Consider the following 23251-nt stretch of genomic DNA (forward strand, 5'->3'; position numbering starts at 1 on the left):
TATCCGGCCAGTGTTTCCGATTTAGCGTTGTTTATCATGTTATTACCGGACAAATACACTTCTTCCCTCGATCACATCAGAGGACTGCACCATGACCCGTAAAATCGCATTGATCACCGGCGCCAGCCGAGGCCTGGGTAAAAACGCAGCATTGCACCTGGCCGCCCAGGGCGTCGACATCATCGGCACTTACCACAGCAAGGCCGACGAAGCCCAGGCACTGGTGGCACAGATCGAACAATTGGGCGGGCGCGCGGCGATGCTGAAGCTGGATGTGAGCCAGAGTGCCACGTTCGGTGATTTTGTCGGCGATGTGGCTGGCGTGCTGAAAGAGGTTTTCGCACAGGATCGCTTTGATTTTCTGATCAATAACGCCGGTATCGGCATTCACGCCAGCTTCGCCGAAACCACCGAAGCACAGTTCGACCAACTGCTGGCGATCCAATTCAAGGGCCCGTTTTTCCTGACCCAGAAGCTACTGCCATTGATTCGCGACGGCGGCCGCATCCTCAACGTGTCCAGCGGCCTGGCGCGCTTCAGCCTGCCCGGTTATGCGGCTTACGCGGCCATGAAAGGCGCCATGGAAGTGCTGACCCGCTATCAGGCCAAGGAACTGGGCGGCCGTGGCATCAGCGTCAACATCCTCGCCCCTGGCGCCATTGAAACCGACTTCGGCGGCGGTGCCGTGCGCGATAACGCTGACCTCAACGCAATGGTCGCCAGCAACACCGCCCTGGGCCGCGCGGGCTTACCGGACGATATCGGCGGGGCCATTGCCAGCCTGCTGGCCGACGGTAGTCATTGGATTACCGGTCAGCGGATCGAGGCGTCGGGTGGCATGTTTCTGTAAGAAACGCTCGCGCAGCACGTCATAGCCCCAGTGATACACATAGGTGTACGGCAAAAAAAACAGCAGTACACCTATGTCCAGCATCAACGCCTGCATCAGGCTGATATTCAGCCACGCCGCAATCAACGGCACCGCGACGACAATCAGCCCGCCTTCGAACAGCAGCGCATGCAGTACCCGCGTCCATGCGCCGCCGGACAGTTGCAGGCGCGCTTTGAGGCGGTCGAACAGGCTGTTGAACACAATGTTCCAGCTCAGCGCCAGCAGGCTGAGGCCCAAGGTCACCGTGCCCATTTCCAAGGCCGGTCGCCCGGTGATCCAGACCAGCAGCGGCGTGCAGATCAACAAGGCCAACCCCTCAAAGCCCAAGGCTTGGCCAACACGTTCAGTCATCGATTTGGTGGGGTGCATAACCCGGCTCCGTGCGTAACGAGAGTTGCCATGGTTACCCGGCGGATCGATACTTCATAACCAATAACCATCGATCAAGGCGATAGTCATGGCTTCACATGAAGTGCTGCAGGCATTTGTCCAGGCGGCGACCCAAGGCTCGTTTTCGGCGGCGGCGCGCAAGCTCGGCAAGAGCCAGTCCACCGTCAGCGCAGCGGTGGCGAGCTTGGAGATCGACCTGGATGTGGAGCTGTTCGACCGCAGCAGTCGCAAACCCACACTGACCCCGGCGGGCCATGTGTTGCTGCAACGCGCCGAGCAGGTGTTGGAAGCTAATAGCCGGCTGGCCCTGACGGCGAGTCAGTTGGCCCAGGGGCTGGAGCCGAAGCTGAGTATCGCCATGTCGGACACCTACCAGTCCGACCGTTTCGAGGCCGCCCTCAGCGCGTTCGAACGACGCTACCCCGACCTTGAGCTGGAATGCCTGATCGCCGAATGCGAAGACCTGATCGCCTTGGTGCAGAGCGGCCGTGCGCAGATCGCATTTATTGAACACCAGGACCTGTACCCACCGGACCTGACCTGCGCGCCCGTGGAGGAACGCACGGAAATCGCCCTGTTCGTATCCCCCAAGCATCCGTTGGCCAGCCTCGACACCCTCACCGCGCAGGCCCTGCAACAGCATCGCGAACTGCGCCTGGCAAGCATCATCAACCCGAATGAAACCCGCGCCAGCGGACGTGTCTGGTCGGCCCCCAGCTACCTGATGCTGCTGGAAATGGCTCAGTTGGGTTTCGGCTGGGCGCCGATTCCGCGCTGGTTGGTGGAGCGGTTTGGCGGCGGGCAATTGGTGGAACTGAAGGCACGCGGCTGGCCGCGCTCAGTGGCGGTGGATGCGTTGTGGTCGCGGCACCATCCGCCAGGGCCGGCGGGGAGTTGGTTGTTGGGCAAGATGCTCGAATGATATTTCTAGGGCATTGAAGCGCTGACAAGTTGAGCCAGGCGTTGTTCGAGGAAGGCCTTTTCCGGGGCCTGTTGGGTCAGTGACAGGGCTTTTTCATACGCAGACCGCGCTTCTTTCAACCTTCCCAGTTGCCGGCAGAACTCGCCCCGGGTCGCGTGCGCCAAGTGGTAATCCTGCAACGCCCCGCGCGCCAGGATCCCATCGACCTGCTGCAACCCCGCCAGCGGCCCGTCGCGCATGGCCACCGCCACCGCTCGATTCAGCGCAATCACCGGCGACGGCAGCAGGCCCAGCAACACGTCGTACAGCCCGACGATCTGCGGCCAATCCGTCTGAGCCGCGTGAGGCGCTTCGGCATGTACGGCAGCGATCGCCGCTTGCAGGCAATACGGGCCAAAGCCTCGGGTGCTCAGCGCTCGCTGCACCAGCGCGCAGCCTTCGGTGATTAACGACGCGTCCCAAAGCGTGCGGTCCTGCTCATCCAGCAACACTAGCTCCCCACTCGCCGAGGTGCGCGCCGCACGGCGGGACTCATGCAGCAGCATCAACGCCAGCAGGCCCATTACTTCCGGCTCCGGCAGCAACGCCAGTAACAGCCGCCCGAGGCGAATGGCTTCGCCGCTCAATTCGTCGCGGGTGAGGTTTGCGCCGATGGACGCCGAATAGCCCTCGTTGAACACCAGGTAAACCACGCGCAGCACGCTGTCGAGGCGCTCCGGCAGTTCCGCCAGGGATGGCACCTGATAAGGAATGTTCGCCTCGCGGATCTTGGCCTTGGCCCGCACGATGCGCTGGGCGATGGTGGTGGGTGTGCTCAGGAAGGCTCGGGCGATTTCTTCGGTGGTGAGGTCGCAGATCTCGCGCAAGGTCAACGCAGCCTGGGCATCCGGCGCCAGCGCCGGGTGGCAGCAGGTGAAGATCAGGCGCAGGCGGTCGTCTTCGACGTCTTCGACACTCCACTCAGCCGCTTCCAGCGCATCGGCCTGCGCCTGCGATAACGGCGTAAAACGCGCCTGGCGGCGCAAGCGGTCGATCGCTTTGAAACGGCCGGTGGAGATCAGCCAGGCCCGTGGGTTGTCGGGCAGACCGTCCTGGGGCCAACGTTCGAGCGCGACGGAAAACGCCTCGTGCAGGGCTTCTTCGGCAAGGTCGAAATCCCCCAGCAGGCGAATCAACGTCGCCAGGACGCGTCGCGATTCGCTGCGATAGAGGGCCTCAATAGAGTGGCTGTTCAGAGCGACAACTCGCGTACGGGCCGCACCTCGACGCTACCGACCCGTGCCGCCGGAATGCCACCGGCCACCTGCAGCGCTTCGTTCAAATCCCGCGCTTCGATCAGGTAGAAACCGGCGAGCTGCTCCTTGGTTTCGGCGAATGGCCCGTCGGTGATCGATAAGTGGCCATTGCGCTTACGCACGGTGGTGGCGCTGGCCACAGGTTGCAGCGGCTCGGCGGCCAGCATGCGACCACTGGCCTGAATGGCCTGGGCGTAGGCAAGGCACTCCGGATCTTTTGGGCTGTCGGGTGAGCTATGCAGCAACGTTTCGTCGCTGTAGATCAGGCAGAGGTATTTCATGGATATCTCCGTTGTCGGAATGCTGACTATAGTTCGCGCAGCTCAAGGTTTCAGGTCGAACAGTGCGGTGCCTTTCTCCATATCGAAGGGGGCTGACCAATGCTCATGCACCACTTTCCACTGGCCCGCGATGCGCTGATAACCGGCGGTGACGCGCATCCAGCAGGCCTTCAACTCACCGTCCGGGCCGGTCCCGCCGCAGTGCGCCAGCCAGTGGGCAAACGCGCTGTCGGCCGCCTCGACGATGCGCAATTGATGAAACTCGAAAATCCCCGGGCCTGGGCAGTGCTTCATGCACTCTTCCCAATGGCTGCGGTAGGCGGCTTTACCCTTGAATTGCAGAGCGTTAACGGCGTCGAATGAGACGATATCGTCGGCGTAATAGCTGACAATCTTGTCGACATCGCGGCTTAGGACGGCATTTTTCCATTCTTCGATCAGGCGGTTGATTGCGGTGCTCATGGCGATAACTCCTTGGGGTGGAAAATCCGAAAGTCATCCTTAGTCGAACGCGCAGGGGGCAAATCGACAGGCTGCTGAAAAATAATTTCGCCCCCATCAAACCCGATAGACTGCGCCCCTACTTGCAGCCCTCCGGATACCCTCGATGCATACCCGCCTGGTCGCCTATGGGGCACTGACTGACCTGCAACAACAGCAGCTCAATGCCATCGAAGTTCATCCTGAGCAACTGCCGTTTTGCGGCGATATGTATTGCGCACTCAATAGCCTGTTGGCTAAACCCAGCCCTGGCGTGAAAGGCTTTGCACTGTTGGCCGACGACGTCCCGGTGGCCTTCCTGTTGCTTAAACGCCCTCCCTGTCTGCCCCACTGGGCCGACGCACACAGCGCCACCCTGCATGCCTTGCAGGTGGACCGTCGGCAACAGGGCCGTGGGTTCGGCAAGGCGTGCCTGCTGGCACTGCCGGCGGCGGCGCTTGAAGCATGGCCGCAGATCAAGGGGTTGGAGTTGTCGGTGGACACGGACAACGTGGCGGCGATGGGCTTGTATTTGGGGCTCGGCTGGGTAGACAGCGGTGAGGCGTACAAGGGCCGGGTTGGCTATGAGCGCAGATTGAGCCTTGCACTTTAATCCGCAGGGATGGATGTCACGTAAACATGCCGTTCAGACGCTTGTGTCATGTTTACGCGACAGGGGCGCTCAACTCAGCCGCGCTTTTCGACCGGCACCCAGACCTCCACCGTGCCCGTGCCTTTTTTCACATCGAAATCGGCGCTGTAGCGCTCGAAATCCGCGCCGGCCACTTTGAACCCGGAATGCGGCAGCCATTCGAACATGATGCGTTCGTAGGTTTGCGCCAGCGCCTGAACCGCGCCGTAATGCGGGAACACCGCGTAGCGGCGGGCCGGAATTTCGACGTACTTGAAGTTGCTCGGCACGTCATCCTTGCTCGGCACTTGCACCCCGGCCAGGTAATCGAACTCATCGTGGTGGGGGTTGTGACACACCCCATAGGTCACGCCGCCGGTACGTCGCTTGATCTCTTTGATGCAGCTGTCGAATAACTCCCACAAGCGTGGAATATCGCCCACGGTCGCCTTGGAATACCGCCCTTGCACCCCTGCGATCACCATGGCACTGCCTTCTTCCATGCGCGGTTCCAACGGTTGTTTTGTCTGCTGATCCATACGAACAGTCTCCTTCTTATGAGGGAACAAACCCGCATCGAGTATAGGGGCATACCCGGACTGTACTCCATGCAGAAAATTTTCCTACGTATCTGGACAACTTGCCATCACCGACCGTATTGTCTGCCCCGCAGGCCACCGCAGTGGCCAACGTCGCTCGGACGGTTCCGGGCGCTTACGTACTCTCGAGGCAACAATGGCCGAACAAGCTTCGCCGCGCCGCTTTGCGCGCATCGATCGACTCCCCCCTTACGTGTTCAATATCACTGCCGAGCTGAAGATGGCTGCGCGTCGGCGCGGCGAAGACATCATCGACTTGAGCATGGGTAACCCCGACGGCGCCACGCCGCCGCACATCGTTGAAAAACTCGTGCAAGTGGCCCAGCGTGAAGACACCCACGGTTACTCCACCTCCAAAGGCATTCCGCGCCTGCGCCGAGCGATTTCGCGCTGGTACAAAGACCGTTATGAAGTGGACATCGACCCCGAGTCCGAAGCCATCGTCACCATTGGTTCCAAGGAAGGCCTGGCGCACTTGATGCTGGCCACCCTGGATCAAGGCGACACTGTGCTGGTGCCCAACCCCAGCTACCCGATTCACATCTACGGTGCCGTGATTGCCGGCGCCCAGGTGCGCTCGGTGCCGCTGGTGCCTGGCGTGGATTTCTTCGCCGAGCTGGAACGGGCGATCCGCGGTTCGATCCCCAAGCCGAAAATGATGATCCTCGGTTTCCCGTCCAACCCCACCGCGCAGTGCGTGGAGCTGGATTTCTTCGAACGTGTGATTGCGCTGGCCAAGCAATATGACGTGCTGGTGATCCACGACCTGGCCTACGCCGATATCGTCTATGACGGCTGGAAAGCTCCGTCGATCATGCAGGTGCCGGGCGCCAAGGACATTGCGGTGGAGTTTTTCACCCTGTCCAAGAGCTACAACATGGCCGGCTGGCGCATCGGCTTTATGGTGGGCAACCCGGAACTGGTCAACGCCCTGGCGCGGATCAAGAGTTACCACGACTACGGCACCTTCACCCCACTGCAAGTGGCGGCGATTGCGGCATTGGAAGGCGACCAACAGTGTGTGAAAGACATCGCCGAGCAATACCGTCAGCGCCGCAACGTACTGGTCAAGGGCCTGCATGAGTTGGGCTGGATGGTAGAGAATCCGAAGGCGTCGATGTACGTGTGGGCCAAGATTCCCGAGCAGTATGCCGCCATGGGCTCGTTGGAATTTGCCAAGAAGCTGCTGCTGGAAGCCAAGGTGTGCGTGTCAGCGGGGATCGGCTTTGGCGAGTATGGGGATGATCATGTGCGCTTCGCGCTGATCGAGAACCAGGACCGCATTCGCCAAGCGGTACGTGGGATTCGCGGGATGTTCCGGGCGGATGGGTTGATCCAGAAAGCCTGAGCCATTTGTGTTGCAGAAATGCAATTAAAAATGTGGAAGGGGGTTTGCACCCGATAGCTGAGTGTCAGTCACCGCATCAAGTGACTGATCCACCGCTATCGGGGGCAAGCCCCCTTCCACATTCGATTGGGTTTTCACCCTTGCCTTGTGGTTTGCCTGTTAAACCACCAACGACAGCAACATGATGAAGATCAACGCCACTACGGACAGGATGGTTTCCATCGCGGTCCAGGTCTTGAACGTCTCGGCCACGGTCATGTTGAAGTACTGCTTGACCAGCCAGAACCCCGCATCGTTGACGTGAGACAGGATCAACGAACCCGCCCCCGTCGCCAGCACCAGCAACTCGCGGTTAACCCCCGGAATCATGCCCACCACCGGCACCACAATACCGGCGCCGGTAATGGTGGCCACGGTGGCCGAACCGGTTGCCACGCGAATCACCGCCGCCACCAGCCACGCCAGCAGGATCGGGTTGATCTGCGCGGTGACGGCCATATGCCCGATAACATCGCCCACGCCGCTGGTCACCAGCATCTGCTTGAAGCCACCACCGGCACCGATGATCAGGATGATCGCGGCGGTCGGCGCAAGGCTGGCGTCGAGCAGTTTGAGGATCTGCTTGGAGTGGATGCCTTGACGCGCACCGAAGGTATACAACGACAGCAACAGTGCCAGCAGCAACGCGGTGATCGGGTGACCGATCATGTCCATCCAGTTACGCACGACATGGCCTTCGGCGAAGGCGATGTCAGCGAAGGTTTTGAGCAGCATCAGGAACACCGGCAGCAGCACGGTAACCAGCGTGATGCCGAAGCTCGGCAGGTCTTTGCTTTCCGGCTCGCGGGCCAGTTGATCCACCAGTTCCTGGGACGGATTGCCCGGGATGTACTTGGCGATAAACGTACCGAAGATCGGGCCGGCGATGATGGCGGTCGGCAGTGCGACGATCAGGCCGTACAGGATGGTCTTGCCGATGTCCGCGCCAAATACGCCGATGGCCAGCAGCGGACCCGGGTGCGGCGGCACCAGGCCATGCACCGCCGACAGGCCGGCGAGCAGCGGGATGCCGATTTTAATCAGCGACACACCGGTGCGGCGCGCGACGATAAACACCAGCGGGATCAGCAGTACAAAGCCGATCTCGAAGAACAACGGAATGCCCACCAGGAACGCGGCGAACATCATGGCCCACTGGACTTTTTCCTTGCCGAAGGCGCGGATCAAGGTCTGGGCGATCTGATCGGCACCGCCGGATTCGGCCATCATTTTGCCGAGCATCGTGCCCAAGGCGAGGATGATGCCGACAAAGCCGAGCACCCCGCCGAAACCGTCCTGGAACGCCTTGATGATCTTGTCCACGGGCATGCCCGAGGTCAGGCCGAGAAAGCCCGCCGCGATGATCAACGCAATAAAGGGGTGAACCTTGAACCGGGTGATCAACACGATCAGCCCGATAATAGTGACTACTGCATCAAGCAGTAGGTAGGACTCGTGGGACATGCCAAACATGGGGGTCTCTCCTGTTTGTTGTTGTTATTAAAGCGGGTGTTGAATTCGCTGCCGGGGATAGCGCTATCTTGTCCGGCAAAAAATTATTTGGATGGTTCAAAACCGTGCTCACGCCACCAGGCATCGGTCTGCTCGGCCAGTTGCTCGACGCTGTCGTCGCTGGCGTTGAGGGCCAGGGTCAGTGGCTCGCCTATGGGCGATTCGAGGGTGGCGAACTGGCTGTCGATCAGGCTGGCGGGCATGAAATGGCCGGGGCGGTGGGACACGCGGTCGGCGGCCACTTCACGGGTCAGCTCCAGAAACACGAAACCCAGGCCCGGCGCGGCTTCGCGCAGATGGTCGCGGTATTTTTTCTTAAGGGCCGAGCACGTCAGTACCGGGTGTTGACCGGCCTTGAGCGAGCGGCGCAGCTCATCGCAGAGGATATCGAGCCAGCCGGCGCGGTCGTCGTCGTTGAGGGGGTGGCCGGCACTCATCTTTTCGATGTTCGCGGCAGGGTGAAAGCTGTCGCCTTCAATGGCGGTGGCGCCGTTGAGGCGGCACACGGCCTCGCTGACACTGGTCTTGCCGCAGCCGGCAACACCCATGATGACCAGGGCGGTAACAGGTTGACTCATGAAACACCTCAGGACGCAGATAGCGCTACCTTTGCACGCTGTAAGGCTAGTGCAAAAACAGGCTTTTCCCGCGCCGTCTTGTCTTTTTTTATGGAGTGACGCGTGCATCCGCTCCAACGGTTTGAACAGGATCAGGCAACCCAACGTTCAAGTATTTGCAGCCTTTTGGAGACAGCGCTACCTTAGTGCCTCGATTTTTGTTTGGCAAGCCGCCTGATGACCTCTAAGAACGATAAAAAACTACGCACCACAGGGCGCCCCACCCTCAACGAAGTCGCCCGCCTGGCCGGCGTCAGCCCCATTACCGCCTCACGCGCCTTGCGCGGCATCAGCACCGTAGCGACGGAGTTGGTGGAGAAAGTCCAACAGGCCGCTGCTGAATTGAACTACGTGGTCAACCCTGCCGCCCGCGCCTTGGCCTCGGCCCAGAGCCATTCGGTGGTGGTGCTGGTGCCCTCGCTGTCCAACCTGCTGTTTATCGAAACCCTCGAAGCCATCCACCAGGTGCTGCGGCCCAAAGGCTTCGAAGTGTTGATCGGCAACTCCCACTACTCGCGCGACGAAGAAGAAAACCTGCTGCGCAATTACATGGCTTACCAGCCCCGTGGCTTGCTGCTGACCGGCTTCGACCGCACCGAAAGCGCCCGACGGATGGTCGAGACCAGCAACGTGCCCTGCGTCTACATGATGGACCTGGACCCGAATGCTGGCGTGAACTGCGTGGGTTTCTCGCAACTGGCCGCCGGCGAAACGGCGGCGGCGCACTTGATCGCCCGTGGGCGCAAACGCCTGGCCTACATCGGCGCGCAACTGGACCAACGCACCCTGCTGCGCGGCGAAGGCTTTCGCCGTGCGCTGCAACAGGCCGGCCTGTACGACCCCGCCTTGGAACTGCTGACTCCGCGCCCCTCCTCTGTGGGCCTGGGCGGCGAATTGTTCCTGCAGTTGCTGGCCAGCCATCCGGAGGTGGACGCGATTTTCTTCGGCAACGACGACCTGGCCCAGGGCGCCTTGCTCGAAGCCCTGCGCCATAACATCAAAGTGCCGGAACGCGTGGCAGTGCTGGGCTTCAACGACTTGCCCTCCTCGTCCTTCATGGTGCCGCGCCTGAGCAGCATCAGCACCCCGCGCGAAGCGATTGGCCGGCGTGCGGCGGAGCATTTATTGACGATCATGGCGGGCAACAAGATCGCCAAGCCGGTGGTGGATATGGGGTTTGAGTTGCGGGTGCGGGAGAGTACGTAGGACGGGTGTAGGAAGCGGCTGACATTGCGTTAAGCGTCTTGCCCGGTTGCCTACGCTTACGCCAGAATCCGCCGGCTTGTGCGCCTGGAGGGCGGTCTTTAAGGTTTGCCGGTCGCTGAATTTCTCGGTGATCGGGTTTAGTAGCCCGGATTCGGATCTCCTTAGTGCACAAACCTCGTCCCATGCTTGATGGCGGCTGTGCGTAGGGCACCTTCGGGTGCGCCGGCTTTGGAGTCCACCGGTCTACTAACCTGCGTACAGCTGCCACCCTCGTTTAGTAGCGAAGAGACGGCCGCTCATTCCAGGACTATCCAATGATCAAAGAAATCGATACGCCCCCAACCACCCTCTTCACCGTCATCCCCGATGCCCCCACCGAAACCCTGCTGATCAACAGTTACGAAACCGTCTGTTCCGTCAGCACCTTGCTGCTCAACCTGTCCGATGACCTCACCGGCAAACACCGCGATATCGCCTTGGCCATTTATCAATTGAGTGAGCTGAGCGTATTGCTGGTCGGCAAAGCCATGGATCAACATACCCCGCGCTGTTGAGCGCTTAACCGTTCAGCCGGTGGGAAGGGGCTCGCTCCTCTCACCTTTTCAACCGTGCCGCGTGGAAATATCGCCGTAACCTGCCGCCCCTGCTAGATTGTCCTTCTCTCCATCGCCAGGAAAGCACCATGGGACACTCACTGAAAATCTTGGGCCGCACGTCCTCCATCAACGTGCGAAAAGTGCTCTGGACCTGCCAGGAACTGGGCATCGACTACGTGCGTGAAGACTGGGGCATCGGCTACACACCCACCCAATCCGCTGAGTTCATGGCCCTGAACCCCAACGCCCAGGTGCCGGTGCTGATCGATGACCACGGCGTGTTGTGGGAATCCAACACCATTTGCCGTTACCTGGTCGGCCTTTACCAACGGCATGATCTGCTGCCCGCCGAGCCCGCGCCCAGGGCCCGAGTGGAGCAGTGGATGGACTGGCAGGCCACCGAGCTGAACCCGTCATGGGGCTACGCGTTCCACGCCTTGGTGCGCAAAAACCCGGACTATCAGGACCCGCAACGTATCCAGGCCGGCGTGCAGGGCTGGAACGACAAGATGGCCATCCTCGAACAGCAACTGGCCAAGACGCAGGCCTACGTCGCTGGCGATGAGTTCACCCTGGCCGACATCCTTATCGGCCTGTCGGTGCACCGCTGGCGCATGACGCCGATGGAGCATCCGCCTTTTCCGGCGGTGGCGACCTATTACGAAAGGCTCAGCCAGCATGCGGGCTTCAAGGCGTTTGCCCTGGATGGGCATAATTGATTGTTGCGCCATAAAATCTTGAGCCATAAGCGGTAAACGCAATAAATCGCCAAATATGCCCGGCGTGCCCTGCCATTTAACAAGCAGCGATTTCCGTTAGCCAGCTAAGATTCCAGGTCCTGCACCTGGAATCGCTCACCATGTCCACACTCGCCGCTTCAACCACAGACGGCATCGACCCGCTGCGCGCTGCCCACATCAGCGCACGCATCGACCGCCTGCCCGCCGTCGCTACCGTCTGGCGCTTGGTGGCGCTGCTGTCCATCGGTGGTTTTTTTGAGCTGTATGACCTGTTCCAGACCGCCTATATCAGCCCCGGCCTGATCAGCGATGGGATTTTTCACACCGGCAGCGAAGGCGTGTTCGGTTTCTCCGACCAGGCCGCATTCGCCTCCGCGACCTTTCTGGGCCTGTTCCTCGGCGCCAGCCTGCTCAGCCCGATTGCCGACCGCTTCGGGCGTCGTGCGATCTTCACCTTTGCGCTGATCTGGTACACGGTGGCCACGGTGTTGATGGGCATCCAGACCTCCGCCCTGGGCATTATCGGCATGCGTTTTCTGGTGGGGATCGGCCTGGGCATCGAACTGGTGACCATCGACGCCTATCTCTCGGAACTGGTGCCCAAGCGCATGCGCAGTTCGGCGTTTGCCTTCGCGTTTTTTATCCAGTTTCTGTCGGTCCCGGCGGTGGCGTTGATGTCGTGGTGGCTGGTGCCCCAGGCGCCGTTCGGGATCGCCGGTTGGCGCTGGGTGGTGCTGAGCAGCGCGGTGTTTGCGTTATTTATCTGGCAACTGCGCAAGCGCTTGCCGGAGTCACCGCGCTGGCTCGCGCAACAAGGCCGCTTCGATGAGGCCGGACAGATCATGGACAGCCTGGAGGCGCGCTGCCGCAAGGATCACGGTAAACCGCTGGACGAGCCCGAGCCACAGGCCGTCAGCGTGCAGGGCAGCGGGCGCTTTGCCGATATCTGGCAACCGCCGTATCGGCGCCGGGCGTTGATGCTGATCGTGTTCCATGTGTTCCAGGCCATCGGCTTTTTCGGCTTTGGCAATTGGTTGCCGGCGCTCTTGTCGGGTCAGGGCGTGAGTGTGACCCACAGCCTGCTGTACGCCTTTATCATCACCCTCGCCTACCCGCTGGGGCCATTGCTGTTCGTGAAGGTGGCCAACCGCTTTGAAAACAAGTGGCAGATCGTCGGCTCGGCCATGGGCGCCGTGATCTTCGGCAGCCTGTTCGCACTACAGACCACGGCGGTAGGGCTGGTGTTCTGCGGCGTGATGATTACCTTCTGCAATGCCTGGCTGAGCTTCAGTTATCACTCGTACCAGAGCGAACTGTTCCCCACCAATATTCGTGCGCGGGCGGTGGGGTTCTGTTACTCGTTCAGCCGCTTGTCGACGGTGTTCAGCAGCCTGCTGATCGGGTTCATCCTCGAACACCTGGGCACACCGGGGGTGCTGGCATTTATCGCCAGCAGCATGCTGATTGTGATGATCACCATCAGTTGGTTCGGGCCACGCACGCGCAACTTGGCCCTGGAACATATCGCCCATTGACGGCAACGATTGGCCGTTGGCGGGATAAGTGTTGCCGCCGACGGCGCGCCGCCCCCAGCAAAACCGGGGGTCTGGCACTCGGCATGTTATTTGCTCAAGCTGTGGCACCGAACATTACACAGGTGACCGATCATGCTGGTAAACAACAACACCCAAGCCGTGTCGACCGTTCAACAGATCAAGCGACCCGACATGGACCCCGCCAATGCCGCCGCCAGCGCGCTGTACAGCGGCGCCCTGCAAGCGGCGCAGCAAAGCGTGACCGTACCGGCCGCGCAGAAGGAATTGGACAAGGCCGCCGACCGTATCGACGAAGCCTTCGCCAAGACCCGCGTGCAATTGCAGACAGCCAGTACCGCCAGTGAAGTACCGGCAACCAGCTCGACCTCCGGGGCTCGCGCGGAATTCACTGACTATATGAGCAAATCCCCTGCCGAACGCATCCGCGAGCAATTGCTCAAGGAACAAGGGCTGACCGAGGCGGATGTGCAGAATATGTCCCAGGAAAAGCAGGACGCGATTTCCAAGCAAGTGGCTGAACGCTTGAAGCAGCAGCAGGAACAGCAAGTAGCGGCGAAGACAGCTGAGCCTCAGGCGCGAACGTTGAAAGAAACCCTGGCGGCTATCTGACGTCACTGGCCGCGAGTTTTTTGCTCGCAAAGCCTCCAAGAACGCTGCGTTCATCCAGCATGATCGTGTCGTCGTCGAACGGCTTCGCAAGCCTGCTCGCACCTGAGCGAGCAGGCGTTTGCGGATCAGTGCCCGAACAGACCTGTTTCGGATTTCTTGGCTTTCTTGTCTGCGCGTTTTTCATCGGCGGTCTTTGCCGGTTTTTTCTTCGCGGCTTTCTTTGAATCCATGCCTTTAGCCATGCTGCGTACTCCACTGTGAAGGGATGCAGCATTGGGTATACCACCTATTGCCCGGCAGAAGGCGCTTATAATCCTGGGCCCATCACGACGCCTGCTTGAATACCATGCCCGAGTTGCCCATTGATCCACTGCCAGAGCCCCTATGGCCGCTGCTGAACAAGTTTTACCGCCGCCACGACTCATCGATGAAGGCGCTCAAGGGCGGGCGTTTATGGGTGGCGCGCGATGGCGACATTGTCGCCGGGTTGTGCCTGACACCCGTGGTGGGCGGGCAGTGGCTGACGGGCGTGTTTGTGGCGCCGGATTATCGCGGCCAGGGTTTGGCGGCGCGGTTGATCCTTGAGGCAGTGGCGTCAGCCGAGGGCACGGTATGGTTGTTGTGCCATCCTGACTTGGAGCGGTTGTATCAGCGGATAGGCTTTACCCAGGACACGCGATTGCCGCAGTCCCTCGGCGAGCGGCTGGTGCGTTACAAGCGCAACAAACCGATGATCGCGATGGGCTTGGAATCGGGAGTGAGGCCGCCCTCGGATAGCAGGTGACCGAGAGGGAATGGGCCCATGCTTTTTGTCTGGCACACCGCGGTGTCTGAAGAGAGGGCCGCTTCGCGGCCCGGCGCGGGGCAAGCCCGCTCACCACAACCACGTTGTGGGCCGATCCCCTGTGGTGAGCACGCTTGGATTTTGTGTAGCTAACCAAGGCTTGGGCAAGCCCCCTTTTTCCACATGCTGATCGGCATTCCTTCGATTAATCCGCCGTGGCGGGATCCAACTCCGGGAACATCACGTCGATGAAGCCGAACTTGCTGAAGTCGGTGATGCGCGATGGGTATAACCGGCCGATCAGATGGTCGCATTCGTGTTGCACCACCCGCGCATGGAAGCCATCGGCAAAACGCACGATCGGCTCGCCCTTGGGATCGAAACCTTCATAACGGATCTGCTGGTAGCGGTTCACCGCACCGCGCAGGCCAGGCACCGACAAGCAACCTTCAAAGCCTTCTTCCAGCAGCGGGCTGAGTGGCGTGATCAGTGGGTTGATCAGGATGGTTTGGGGCACGGCCGGCGCGTCCGGGTAGCGCTCGCTGCTCTCAAAACCGAAGATCACCAATTGCAGATCCACGCCGATCTGCGGCGCGGCAAGGCCTACCCCCCCCACATGCTCCATGGTCTGGAACATGTCATCGATCAGTTGCCACAGTTCGGGGCTGTCGAACATTTCCGGCGGAACCGGAGGGGCGATGCGTAGCAAGCGTTCGTCGCCCATTTTCAGGATTTCACGGATCATTGATCAGGCTTCGTCAGTAGTGGGCTTAATGGAATGGTCACGGCCAAGGCCGGAAACATGTTGTTTCTCATGGACCGGCGGCTCATCGAAATCCTTGGCCCCCGGTTCCTTGCCTTCGGCTGACATATGTTCAATCACCGCATTCATCTCCGCACCCAGCAACAGCACGGCGGATGATATGTAAAAGTATAGGAGCAGCACGATGATCGCACCGATGCTGCCGTACATGGCGTTGTAATCGGCGAAGGTCTTGACGTAGTAGCCAAACCCCAGCGAGGCAATGATCCACACCACCACCGCCAGTACGGAACCGGGGGTGATAAAGCGAAATTTCTGTTCGACATCGGGCATCACGTAGTACATCAGCGCCACGGCGAACATCAGCAGAATCACGATCAGCGGCCAACGCACGATGGTCCACAGGGTGACCACGAATTCCTGCATGCCGATCTGCCCTGCCAGCCACTCCATCACCTGTGGGCCGAGCACCATCAGCGCGGCGGCGGCGAGCAACATCCCGGCGATGCCTACGGTGTAGAAGATCGACAGCGGAAAACGCTTCCAGATCGGCCGACCTTCGACCACATCGTAGGCGGCGTTCATGGCGCTCATCATCAGGCGCACGCCGGCCGAGGCCGTCCACAGCGCGATCACGATACCCACCGACAACAGGCCACCCTTGGATTGCTGCAACTGGTCGATCACCGGATTGACCTGCTCCAGCGCCTGGGGCGGCAGCACCAGCTCCGATTGCAGGCGTAGCCAGCTGAAGAAGTCCGGCAGGTGCAGGAAACCAATCAGCGCAATCAAAAACAGTAGGAACGGAAACAGCGAGAACAGCATCTGGTAAGCCAGCGCCGAGGCATAGGTGGGCATTTCGTCGTCGACGAATTCCTTGACGGTGCGCAACAGCACTTTGTGCAGCTTGAGACCATCAAGTACTGGAAAAATCATAGCGTCTCCTTTCGCCGCAAAGAGGATAAGGTCATGGGCGACTCAAGGGCCGTTTTCTACATCAAAGTAGCCCATCTGGCGACTTTGAAACAATTTCCAAACTTTAGTTGCAGCAGGCGACACAAAAACGGCCATCCGTGGATGGCCGCAGGACAGCGGGTTAACACCCGCCAAAGCCAGCGTTACTTGGTGGCTTTTTTAACGGCATCTTTGGTTTTGCCGACCGCCTGCTGAGCTTCGCCCTTCTTCTCTTGGACGACGCCTTCGGCGCGCATTTTGTCGTTATCGGTGGCTTTGCCGACACCTTGCTTAATGTTGCCGACCGCTTCGTTGGCCAAGCCTTTTGCCTTATCCGCTGTGCTGCCCATGGTATTTCTCCGAAAGAACAATCAAGGGTTATTGGTCGTTACATGAAGATTGACCGGAGCGGATTCGGCAGAGTTTCAATTATTTTCAGGGTGCATTTGATCGGTGCGCACAGGTTGGGCTTTATGTTTTGCGGCCAACCCATGAGAATGCGCGGCACATTCAGGCTATAAGGCTGAATAACAGATCCCGTAGGAAGGTTATGAAACTCAATAAAGCACAGGCCATTGCCCGCAGAAACCAGGAACTGGGCGGTGCCGTACTCGGCGTCAACAACTGCCATTTCACCGACCTGGACCGCAAACGCAACATTTGGTGGTTTGATCTGCCGGTGGCACGGATTGCGGTGGGCCAGTACGAGTGGATTCACCTGCTGATGCACAACGCCGAGACCGACCAGTTGTTGCACCTGAAGGTGCCGACGGTGTTTCTGCGCGAGAAACTCGAAGGGCTGGTGGTGCGTAATGCGGGCAAGCGCAAGCCGGAGATCACTCTGGAGCTGAGCGCGGATAAGGACTCGTTCTTGAAAGATGTGCGTCCGGCGGGTGCGGGTGTGAACTTCGCCCAGTTTGCCCTGTAAGAGCCGCGGTCAGAAAAAATGTGGGAGGTGGCTTGGCCCCCCCCACATTTGAATTGCGTTACTTTTTAAGACCGAGCTTCTTCAGCTCTTCGTCGCGCAACTCGCGACGCAGGATCTTGCCTACGTTGGTCGTCGGCAAGGCATCGCGGAATTCCACCGCCTTGGGCACCTTGTAGCCAGTGACGTTGGCGCGCATGTGCTCCATCACCTGCTCCTTGGTCAGGGTCGCACCCGGCTTGACCACAATAAACAGCTTGATGTGTTCCCCGGACTTCTCGTCCGGCACGCCGATGGCTGCACACTGCAACACGCCCGGCAGGCCTGCCAGTACGTCTTCCAGCTCGTTGGGGTACACGTTGAAGCCGGAGACCAGGATCATGTCTTTCTTGCGATCAACGATGCGCATATAGCCATCGGGCTGGATGATCGCGATGTCGCCGGTCTTGAGCCAACCTTCGCTGTCGAGCATCTCGTCGGTGGCATCCTGGCGCTGCCAGTAGCCCTTCATCACTTGCGGGCCCTTGACGCACAGCTCGCCGGTTTCACCCAACGGCAGCTCGGTGCCATCGTCGGCGATGACCTTGCACACCGTCGAAGGCACCGGAATGCCGATGGTGCCGATCTGGATATGCTGGATCGGGTTCACGGTGGCCACCGGGCTGGTCTCGGTCATGCCGTAACCTTCGCAGATACCGCAACCGGTCACGGCTTTCCAACGCTCGGCCGCTGCCAGTTGCAGAGCCATACCGCCGGAGAGCGTGACTTTCAGCGCGGAGAAGTCCAGCTTGCGGAAGGCTTCGTTGTTGCACAACGCCACGAACAGCGTGTTCAGGCCGACAAAGCCGCTGAACTTCCACTTCGACAGCTCCTTGACCATCGCCGGCAGGTCGCGCGGGTTGCTGATCAGGATGTTGTGGTTGCCGATCAGCATCATCGCCATGCAATGAAAGGTGAATGCATAGATGTGGTACAGCGGCAGCGGTGTGATCAGGATCTCGCAACCTTCATTGAGGTTGGAGCCCATCAGCGCCTTGCACTGCAGCATGTTGGCCACCAGGTTGCGATGGGTCAGCATTGCGCCCTTGGCGACGCCGGTGGTGCCGCCGGTGTATTGCAGCACGGCCACGTCGCTGCTGACCGGGTTAGCGTCGCTGACCGGTTGACCGCGTCCCTTGGCGAGCACGTCGTTGAATTTGATCGCCTGGGGCAAGTGATACGCCGGGACCATTTTCTTCACGTACTTGATGACGCTGTTGATCAGCAGGCGCTTGAGCGGCGGCAGCAGGTCCGCGACTTCGGTGACGATCACATGCTTGACGGCGGTCTTGGGCACGACCTTTTCCGCCAAGTGGGCCATGTTGGCCAGGCAGACCAGCGCCTTGGCGCCGGAATCGTTGAACTGGTGTTCCATTTCCCGCGCGGTGTACAGCGGGTTGGTGTTGACCACAATCAGGCCGGCGCGGATGGCACCGAACACAGCGACTGGGTATTGCAGAACGTTGGGTAGTTGCACGGCGATTCGATCGCCAGGCTTCAAGTCGGTATGCTGTTGCAGGTAGGCGGCGAAGGCGCCGGACAATTCGTACAACTCACCGTAGGTGATTGTCTTGCCCAGGTTGCTGAACGCCGGTTTGTTAGCGAAGCGCTGGCAGGACTGTTTAAGTACCGCCTGAATATTTGGATACTCGTCTGGATTGATTTCTGCAGCAATCCCGGCGGGGTACTTATCCTTCCAAAAGTCTTCGTTCATGGAAGCCCACTCCTCAGCGACGCGAATTCATCATCGCATTTGATGCGATTATTATTGGTGTATGTTTTTTACGTTTTAAGGTGAGTCTGGCGCGTTCAAGCAGGCCGAGAGGTCACAAAGCGCGCCGAGAGTAGCAGCTTTGCCGAGGGCCGACTAGAGCCAAAAGAGGGCCCTACAGTCATAAAAATGACTCATGAATATCCAATGGTCATTTTTAGAGCAAAAATTCTATATCCGCAAAAAAGGCTCTAGAACAAGCCTTAGCAGATTAAACACAGACAAATATGGGAGGGGGCTTGCCCCCGATGGCATTAAACAGTCGATACAAATGGTGACTGTTGCGCTGCCATCGGGGGGCAAGCCCCCTCCCACATTTTGATTGCACTTCACTTCAGGGTCAGGCGATGTCGCGCAGCTCCCTGCGCAGGATCTTGCCCACCGGCGTCATCGGCAACGACTCACGCAAAACGATGTGCTTGGGCACCTTGTAGCCGGTGAAGTTGCTTTTGCAGTACGCTTTCAGCTCTTCAAGGCTGACCCCCTGAGCCCGCGCCACCACGAACAGCTTCACCGCCTCCCCCGTGCGCTCGTCCGGCACGCCGATCACCGCGCAACTGGCCACTGCCGGGTGGGCCATGACCACGTCTTCGATTTCGTTGGGGTACACGTTGAAGCCGGAGACGATGATCAGGTCTTTCTTGCGGTCCACAATGCTCACAAAGCCATCGGTGTCGATCACCGCAATATCACCGGTTTTCAACCACCCTTCGGCATCCAGGGTATCGGCGGTTGCCGCCGGTTGCTGCCAGTAGCCCTTCATCACCTGTGGGCCCTTGATGCACAGTTCGCCACGCTCCCCCAGGGGCAATTCGCGGCCTTCGTCATCGATCACCTTCATGGCCGTACCCGGCACTGGAATACCCACGGTGCCCAGCCGCGATTGGCTACCGTAGGGGTTGGTGCTGGCCACCGGCGAGGTTTCGGTCAGGCCGTAGCCTTCGCCGATGGTGCAGCCGGTCAGGGCCTTCCAGCGCTCGGCGGTGGCCTTGACCAGCGCGGTACCGCCGGAATTGGTGATCTTGAGGTGCGAGAAATCCAGGGTCTTGAAATCCGGATGGTCCATCAGCGCGACAAACAGCGTGTTCAACCCCAGCAGGCAGGAAAACCGCCACTTTTTCAGCTCTTTGATAAACCCGCCGATGTCGCGCGGGTTGGTGATCAGCACGTTGTGGTTGCCGGTCACCATCATGCACATGCAGTTCGCCGTAAAGGCATAGATGTGGTAGAGCGGCAGCGGCGCGATCATCACCTCCTGCCCTTCCCGTACCAGCGGCTGGCCGTTATCGCTGACCTGGGACATGCACGCCCGCGCCTGCTGCATATTGGCCACCAGATTGCCGTGGGTCAGCATCGCGCCCTTGGCCAGGCCGGTGGTGCCGCCGGTGTATTGCAACACGGCGATGTCATCCAGGGTCACCGGGTGGCGGGTCACGCTCAGGCCCGCGCCCATGCGCAGGGCACGCTTGAACGATACTGCGCGTGGCAAGTGATAGGCCGGGACCATCTTCTTGACCTTGTCGACCACGGTGTTGACCAGCCAGCCTTTGGCGGCGGGCAGGAAGTCGCCCATTTTGGCTTCGATCAGGTAGTCGATCTCGGTGTCGGCACACACTTCCTGCACCCGCGAACCGAACAGGTTGAGGTAGACCAGCGCCCGCACGCCGGCATCCTTGAATTGGTGGCGCATTTCCCGCGGGGTGTACAACGGGTTGGTGTTGACCACGATCAACCCGGCGCGCAGCGCCCCGAACACCGCGATGGGGTAATGCAATACGTTGGGCATCTGCACGGCGATGCGCTCGCCGGGCTTGAGGTCGGTGTGATGCTGCAGGTAACCGGCGAACGCCGCGCTCTGGCGCTCAAGCTCGGCGTAGGTCAGGGTCACCCCCATATTGCTGAATGCCGGACGGTCGGCAAAGGCTTTACAGGAACGCTCGAAGACTTCGATCACCGACTTGTAGGTGGTGAGGTCGATGTCATTGGGAACGCCCGCCGCGCGTTTGTCATTCCAGAAATCAGGTTGCATTATTCTTGTCCTCTGTACCTGAGTGTGTCCGGCCGCTTTTATGCTGCGATGGAAAGCGGAGCTTTGGGGACGTTAGCAGCTATGGCCAATCAGGCAAATACAGGAAAGAGTGTCATCAACTGCGTGAATCTTCCTACAAGGGCCTGTACTGATCAGCCGCTTGCCAGAAGATCAGCGATACACTGCAACGACACCGAGCAAAGGAACCGCCATGAACCACAGCACCTTCTGGCTGACTGCGAACGACCATACCCGCCTATACGTCAACCAATGGCTGCCACAGGGGCCGCTCCAGGCTGTGGTGATGGTGTCCCACGGCATGGCCGAGCACAGTGGGCGCTACGTCCGCCTGGCCGAGGCCCTGGGCGATGCGGGCTACGGTGTGTACGCGCTGGACCAGCGAGGCCATGGACGGACCGCCGATGAAGGCACTCTGGGGTTGTTCGCCGAGCACGATGGCTGGAACAAAGTGGTAGGCGACCTGGCCAGCCTCAACCAACACATCGGCCAACAGCATCCGGGGCTGCCGATCGTATTGCTGGGGCACAGCATGGGCAGTTATATCGCCCAGGCTTATCTGCTGCACCACAGTGCCAGCCTGCATGGGGCGATTCTCAGTGGGTCGAATTTCCAGCCGGTGGCGCTGTACCGCGCCGCGCGCCTGATCGCTCGCGCCGAACGCCTGCGCCAGGGCCTGCGGGGGCGCAGCGCCGTGATCGACTTCCTGTCGTTTGGCTCTTTCAACAAAGCGTTCAAACCCAACCGCACGGCCTTCGACTGGCTTAGTCGCGACCCGGATGAGGTGGATAAGTACGTCAACGATCCCCTCTGCGGTTTCCGTTGCACCAACCAACTGTGGGTGGATTTGCTTGGCGGCTTGCAGCAGATCAGCAAAGCGTCCAACCTCGCGCAGATCGATCCGGGCCTGCCGATTCTGGTGATGGGCGGCGAATGTGATCCGGTGAGCGAGGGCAAGCGTCTCACCCACCTGGCTCAAGCCCTGCAAGCGGCCGGCTGCCAGCACCTGCAACTGACTATTTACCCCCAGGCGCGTCATGAAGTGTTCAATGAGACCAATCGTGCGCAAGTCACGGCGGATGTGGTGACATGGCTGGATCACGCCCTGAGTTTGCAACGGCCTGCCCGCTGCGAATAAATTTTCCTTTAAAATCAGCAAATTAAATTACCGATTAGCCACAGGATGCGCTCTTAGATGACCCAGGTAACCAACACCCCGTATGAAGCCCTTGAAGTCGGCCAGACCGCCAGTTACAGCAAGACTGTCGAAGAGCGCGATATCCAGCTGTTCGCGGCGATGTCTGGCGATCACAACCCGGTGCATCTGGACGCCGAATACGCCAAGGCCACGATGTTCAAGGAGCGTATCGCCCACGGCATGTTCAGCGGCGCTTTGATCAGCGCAGCCGTAGCCTGCGAGCTGCCTGGGCCGGGCACGATTTATATCGGTCAGCAGATGAGCTTTCAGAAGCCGGTGAAGATCGGCGACACCCTGACGGTGCGCCTGGAAATCCTGGAGAAACTGCCCAAGTTCCGCGTGCGGATTGCCACCCGCGTGTTCAACCAGCGCGACGAGTTGGTAGTGGATGGCGAGGCAGAGATTCTTGCGCCGCGTAAACAGCAGGTGGTGACCTTGACCGAGCTGCCGCCGATCAGCATCGGCTGAATACAAATGTGGGAGAGGGCTTGCCCCGATTGCGGTGAGTCAGTCATTGAAACATCGACTGATTCACTGCTATCGGGGGCAAGCCCCCTCCCACATCGACTAGGCGGTAAGCTTACGACTGAGCGCGAGCCTGGTTACGCAGGGCTTTAACCTGGTCGTGATTGCGTTGCACGCCGTGGTACTGACGCTCAACCAGGTCACGAATGCCCAGCAGGTTGTGCTTGTTGATCTTCTCGATCGCTTCACGGTAAGCCTTCAGTGCGTGGTCTTCACCGCGCTCGGCTTCGTTCAGCACAGCCTCTTCATCTTTACCGGTAACCATCGACTTCACGTCGACCCAGCCACGGTGCAGTGCGCCTGCCATGCTGCCGGAATCTTCCGGATCGCCACCCAAGGCACGCACGGCGGTTTTCAGCTCGGCGGCAGCGGTGGCGCAATCGGCGGAACGCTTGGCAAACAGCGCCTTGAGTTCTGGGTGCTTGATGTCTTCAGCGCACTCTTTAAAGCCTTTTTGGCCGTCGATGCTGGTTTCGATCAGGTCGTTCAGTACGGAGATCGATTCTTTGTTGATGTCAGTCATTTTCCAATT

26 protein-coding genes are annotated in these 23251 nt (G+C 59.8%); 13 read left to right on the forward strand and 13 right to left on the reverse strand.

All coding sequences use genetic code 11. The features are described from left to right. The first annotated feature begins 91 nt into the window (after positions 1-91). Positions 92-850, forward strand: a complete 759-nt coding sequence (locus QRN41_RS03715; RefSeq protein WP_285421173.1) for an SDR family NAD(P)-dependent oxidoreductase — start codon at positions 92-94, stop codon at positions 848-850. Here QRN41_RS03715 and QRN41_RS03720 read toward each other — a convergent pair. Continuing rightward, complete coding sequence (locus tag QRN41_RS03720) at positions 749-1261, reverse strand: multidrug/biocide efflux PACE transporter (RefSeq protein WP_285421174.1); 513 nt, start codon at positions 1259-1261, stop codon at positions 749-751. The genes QRN41_RS03715 and QRN41_RS03720 overlap by 102 nt on opposite strands. 88 nt (positions 1262-1349) lie before the next feature. On the opposite strand from QRN41_RS03720, the gene QRN41_RS03725 reads away from it, so the two are divergent. Continuing rightward, positions 1350-2204 carry a LysR family transcriptional regulator gene (locus QRN41_RS03725; protein WP_167416699.1) on the forward strand — a complete coding sequence of 285 codons (855 nt, stop codon included), beginning with the start codon at positions 1350-1352 and terminating at the stop codon, positions 2202-2204. Between the two features lie 5 nt (positions 2205-2209). Here the strand turns inward: QRN41_RS03725 and QRN41_RS03730 are convergent, their stop codons facing one another. The 3 genes from QRN41_RS03730 to QRN41_RS03740 are packed head-to-tail and all read right to left on the reverse strand — an operon-like array spanning position 2210 to position 4242. Then, positions 2210-3439 (reverse strand): RNA polymerase sigma factor, encoded by a 1230-nt coding sequence (locus QRN41_RS03730; protein ID WP_285421181.1) that lies wholly within the window; start codon positions 3437-3439, stop codon positions 2210-2212. Further along, the gene (locus tag QRN41_RS03735; RefSeq protein WP_285421175.1) at positions 3436-3780 is read right to left on the reverse strand and encodes a YciI family protein; all 345 of its coding nucleotides are present in this window, start codon (positions 3778-3780) and stop codon (positions 3436-3438) included. Before QRN41_RS03735 ends, QRN41_RS03730 begins: the two co-directional genes overlap by 4 nt. Positions 3781-3822: 42 nt before the next feature. Beyond that, positions 3823-4242, reverse strand: a complete 420-nt coding sequence (locus QRN41_RS03740) for a YybH family protein (protein ID WP_285421176.1) — start codon at positions 4240-4242, stop codon at positions 3823-3825. Positions 4243-4387: 145 nt separating this feature from the next. On the opposite strand from QRN41_RS03740, the gene QRN41_RS03745 reads away from it, so the two are divergent. Continuing rightward, positions 4388-4873: a GNAT family N-acetyltransferase gene (locus QRN41_RS03745; protein WP_040269256.1), complete on the forward strand. Its 486-nt coding sequence runs from the start codon at positions 4388-4390 to the stop codon at positions 4871-4873. Positions 4874-4947: 74 nt separating this feature from the next. Here the strand turns inward: QRN41_RS03745 and QRN41_RS03750 are convergent, their stop codons facing one another. Further along, positions 4948-5430 (reverse strand): GyrI-like domain-containing protein, encoded by a 483-nt coding sequence (locus tag QRN41_RS03750; RefSeq protein WP_034139083.1) that lies wholly within the window; start codon positions 5428-5430, stop codon positions 4948-4950. 196 nt (positions 5431-5626) lie between these two features. On the opposite strand from QRN41_RS03750, the gene alaC reads away from it, so the two are divergent. Further along, positions 5627-6838 (forward strand): alanine transaminase, encoded by a 1212-nt coding sequence (gene alaC, locus QRN41_RS03755; protein WP_285421177.1) that lies wholly within the window; start codon positions 5627-5629, stop codon positions 6836-6838. A 159-nt stretch (positions 6839-6997) separates the two neighbouring features. Here alaC and QRN41_RS03760 read toward each other — a convergent pair whose 3' ends face one another. Further along, positions 6998-8350, reverse strand: coding sequence for a GntP family permease (locus QRN41_RS03760; RefSeq protein ID WP_034100026.1), 1353 nt, complete (start codon positions 8348-8350; stop codon positions 6998-7000). A gap of 83 nt (positions 8351-8433) precedes the next feature. Then, positions 8434-8967: a gluconokinase gene (locus QRN41_RS03765; RefSeq protein ID WP_167416696.1), complete on the reverse strand. Its 534-nt coding sequence runs from the start codon at positions 8965-8967 to the stop codon at positions 8434-8436. 213 nt (positions 8968-9180) lie between these two features. On the opposite strand from QRN41_RS03765, the gene gntR reads away from it, so the two are divergent. The 6 genes from gntR (at position 9181) to QRN41_RS03795 (ending at position 14497) form a co-directional block, all read left to right on the forward strand. Continuing rightward, the gene (gene gntR, locus QRN41_RS03770; protein WP_162276713.1) at positions 9181-10212 is read left to right on the forward strand and encodes an HTH-type transcriptional regulator GntR; all 1032 of its coding nucleotides are present in this window, start codon (positions 9181-9183) and stop codon (positions 10210-10212) included. A 314-nt stretch (positions 10213-10526) separates the two neighbouring features. After that, complete coding sequence (locus QRN41_RS03775) at positions 10527-10766, forward strand: DUF6124 family protein (protein WP_167416695.1); 240 nt, start codon at positions 10527-10529, stop codon at positions 10764-10766. 128 nt (positions 10767-10894) lie between these two features. Beyond that, the gene (locus QRN41_RS03780; protein ID WP_167416694.1) at positions 10895-11527 is read left to right on the forward strand and encodes a glutathione S-transferase family protein; all 633 of its coding nucleotides are present in this window, start codon (positions 10895-10897) and stop codon (positions 11525-11527) included. A 140-nt stretch (positions 11528-11667) separates the two neighbouring features. Continuing rightward, positions 11668-13083, forward strand: coding sequence for an MFS transporter (locus tag QRN41_RS03785; RefSeq protein WP_167416693.1), 1416 nt, complete (start codon positions 11668-11670; stop codon positions 13081-13083). 132 nt (positions 13084-13215) lie between these two features. Continuing rightward, a complete protein-coding gene (locus tag QRN41_RS03790) occupies positions 13216-13713 on the forward strand; it encodes a hypothetical protein (protein ID WP_034139090.1) in 498 nt (165 codons plus the stop codon). A gap of 346 nt (positions 13714-14059) precedes the next feature. Then, complete coding sequence (locus QRN41_RS03795; RefSeq protein WP_285421182.1) at positions 14060-14497, forward strand: GNAT family N-acetyltransferase; 438 nt, start codon at positions 14060-14062, stop codon at positions 14495-14497. A gap of 205 nt (positions 14498-14702) precedes the next feature. Here QRN41_RS03795 and def read toward each other — a convergent pair whose 3' ends face one another. From def to QRN41_RS03810, 3 genes are all read right to left on the reverse strand, one after another. Continuing rightward, on the reverse strand, positions 14703-15242 hold the full coding sequence (gene def / locus QRN41_RS03800; protein ID WP_034139092.1) for a peptide deformylase: 540 nt from the start codon (positions 15240-15242) through the stop codon (positions 14703-14705). A gap of 3 nt (positions 15243-15245) precedes the next feature. Then, positions 15246-16196, reverse strand: coding sequence for a YihY/virulence factor BrkB family protein (locus QRN41_RS03805; RefSeq protein ID WP_034100041.1), 951 nt, complete (start codon positions 16194-16196; stop codon positions 15246-15248). A gap of 182 nt (positions 16197-16378) precedes the next feature. Beyond that, the gene (locus QRN41_RS03810; protein WP_034100043.1) at positions 16379-16564 is read right to left on the reverse strand and encodes a CsbD family protein; all 186 of its coding nucleotides are present in this window, start codon (positions 16562-16564) and stop codon (positions 16379-16381) included. A gap of 200 nt (positions 16565-16764) precedes the next feature. Between QRN41_RS03810 and QRN41_RS03815 the strand changes: the two genes are divergently transcribed. Further along, on the forward strand, positions 16765-17142 hold the full coding sequence (locus QRN41_RS03815; RefSeq protein WP_024077075.1) for a hypothetical protein: 378 nt from the start codon (positions 16765-16767) through the stop codon (positions 17140-17142). A gap of 58 nt (positions 17143-17200) precedes the next feature. Here the strand turns inward: QRN41_RS03815 and fadD1 are convergent, their stop codons facing one another. Next, on the reverse strand, positions 17201-18892 hold the full coding sequence (gene fadD1, locus QRN41_RS03820) for a long-chain-fatty-acid--CoA ligase FadD1 (protein WP_034139093.1): 1692 nt from the start codon (positions 18890-18892) through the stop codon (positions 17201-17203). Between the two features lie 397 nt (positions 18893-19289). Further along, complete coding sequence (fadD2, locus tag QRN41_RS03825) at positions 19290-20978, reverse strand: long-chain-fatty-acid--CoA ligase FadD2 (RefSeq protein WP_094065410.1); 1689 nt, start codon at positions 20976-20978, stop codon at positions 19290-19292. A gap of 211 nt (positions 20979-21189) precedes the next feature. Here fadD2 and QRN41_RS03830 point away from each other — a divergent pair, with 211 nt between their 5' ends. Next, complete coding sequence (locus QRN41_RS03830) at positions 21190-22134, forward strand: alpha/beta hydrolase (RefSeq protein ID WP_285421178.1); 945 nt, start codon at positions 21190-21192, stop codon at positions 22132-22134. A 57-nt stretch (positions 22135-22191) separates the two neighbouring features. Continuing rightward, the gene (locus QRN41_RS03835; RefSeq protein WP_003175719.1) at positions 22192-22662 is read left to right on the forward strand and encodes a MaoC family dehydratase; all 471 of its coding nucleotides are present in this window, start codon (positions 22192-22194) and stop codon (positions 22660-22662) included. Between the two features lie 112 nt (positions 22663-22774). Here the strand turns inward: QRN41_RS03835 and QRN41_RS03840 are convergent, their stop codons facing one another. Then, positions 22775-23242: a ferritin-like domain-containing protein gene (locus QRN41_RS03840; protein ID WP_034139096.1), complete on the reverse strand. Its 468-nt coding sequence runs from the start codon at positions 23240-23242 to the stop codon at positions 22775-22777. Positions 23243-23251: the final 9 nt, after the last annotated feature.

Source organism: Pseudomonas sp. efr-133-TYG-23 (assembly GCF_030209215.1).
GTDB classification, from domain to species: Bacteria; Pseudomonadota; Gammaproteobacteria; order Pseudomonadales; family Pseudomonadaceae; genus Aquipseudomonas; species Aquipseudomonas rhodesiae.

Excerpts from the sequence above, each read along its gene's own strand:
- QRN41_RS03790 (WP_034139090.1), top strand. The coding sequence starts at position 13,216 with ATGCTGGTAAACAACAACACCCAAGCCGTGTCGACCGTTCAACAGATC.
- QRN41_RS03785 (WP_167416693.1), top strand. The coding sequence starts at position 11,668 with ATGTCCACACTCGCCGCTTCAACCACAGACGGCATCGACCCGCTGCGC.
- fadD2 (WP_094065410.1), bottom strand. The coding sequence starts at position 20,978 with ATGCAACCTGATTTCTGGAATGACAAACGCGCGGCGGGCGTTCCCAAT.
- QRN41_RS03780 (WP_167416694.1), top strand. The coding sequence starts at position 10,895 with ATGGGACACTCACTGAAAATCTTGGGCCGCACGTCCTCCATCAACGTG.
- QRN41_RS03715 (WP_285421173.1), top strand. The coding sequence starts at position 92 with ATGACCCGTAAAATCGCATTGATCACCGGCGCCAGCCGAGGCCTGGGT.
- QRN41_RS03815 (WP_024077075.1), top strand. The coding sequence starts at position 16,765 with ATGAAACTCAATAAAGCACAGGCCATTGCCCGCAGAAACCAGGAACTG.
- QRN41_RS03745 (WP_040269256.1), top strand. The coding sequence starts at position 4,388 with ATGCATACCCGCCTGGTCGCCTATGGGGCACTGACTGACCTGCAACAA.
- fadD1 (WP_034139093.1), bottom strand. The coding sequence starts at position 18,892 with ATGAACGAAGACTTTTGGAAGGATAAGTACCCCGCCGGGATTGCTGCA.
- QRN41_RS03735 (WP_285421175.1), bottom strand. The coding sequence starts at position 3,780 with ATGAAATACCTCTGCCTGATCTACAGCGACGAAACGTTGCTGCATAGC.
- QRN41_RS03725 (WP_167416699.1), top strand. The coding sequence starts at position 1,350 with ATGGCTTCACATGAAGTGCTGCAGGCATTTGTCCAGGCGGCGACCCAA.
- QRN41_RS03835 (WP_003175719.1), top strand. The coding sequence starts at position 22,192 with ATGACCCAGGTAACCAACACCCCGTATGAAGCCCTTGAAGTCGGCCAG.
- QRN41_RS03795 (WP_285421182.1), top strand. The coding sequence starts at position 14,060 with ATGCCCGAGTTGCCCATTGATCCACTGCCAGAGCCCCTATGGCCGCTG.
- QRN41_RS03740 (WP_285421176.1), bottom strand. The coding sequence starts at position 4,242 with ATGAGCACCGCAATCAACCGCCTGATCGAAGAATGGAAAAATGCCGTC.
- def (WP_034139092.1), bottom strand. The coding sequence starts at position 15,242 with ATGATCCGTGAAATCCTGAAAATGGGCGACGAACGCTTGCTACGCATC.
- QRN41_RS03830 (WP_285421178.1), top strand. The coding sequence starts at position 21,190 with ATGAACCACAGCACCTTCTGGCTGACTGCGAACGACCATACCCGCCTA.
- QRN41_RS03810 (WP_034100043.1), bottom strand. The coding sequence starts at position 16,564 with ATGGGCAGCACAGCGGATAAGGCAAAAGGCTTGGCCAACGAAGCGGTC.
- QRN41_RS03750 (WP_034139083.1), bottom strand. The coding sequence starts at position 5,430 with ATGGATCAGCAGACAAAACAACCGTTGGAACCGCGCATGGAAGAAGGC.
- QRN41_RS03805 (WP_034100041.1), bottom strand. The coding sequence starts at position 16,196 with ATGATTTTTCCAGTACTTGATGGTCTCAAGCTGCACAAAGTGCTGTTG.
- alaC (WP_285421177.1), top strand. The coding sequence starts at position 5,627 with ATGGCCGAACAAGCTTCGCCGCGCCGCTTTGCGCGCATCGATCGACTC.
- QRN41_RS03760 (WP_034100026.1), bottom strand. The coding sequence starts at position 8,350 with ATGTTTGGCATGTCCCACGAGTCCTACCTACTGCTTGATGCAGTAGTC.
- QRN41_RS03765 (WP_167416696.1), bottom strand. The coding sequence starts at position 8,967 with ATGAGTCAACCTGTTACCGCCCTGGTCATCATGGGTGTTGCCGGCTGC.
- QRN41_RS03775 (WP_167416695.1), top strand. The coding sequence starts at position 10,527 with ATGATCAAAGAAATCGATACGCCCCCAACCACCCTCTTCACCGTCATC.
- QRN41_RS03720 (WP_285421174.1), bottom strand. The coding sequence starts at position 1,261 with ATGCACCCCACCAAATCGATGACTGAACGTGTTGGCCAAGCCTTGGGC.
- QRN41_RS03840 (WP_034139096.1), bottom strand. The coding sequence starts at position 23,242 with ATGACTGACATCAACAAAGAATCGATCTCCGTACTGAACGACCTGATC.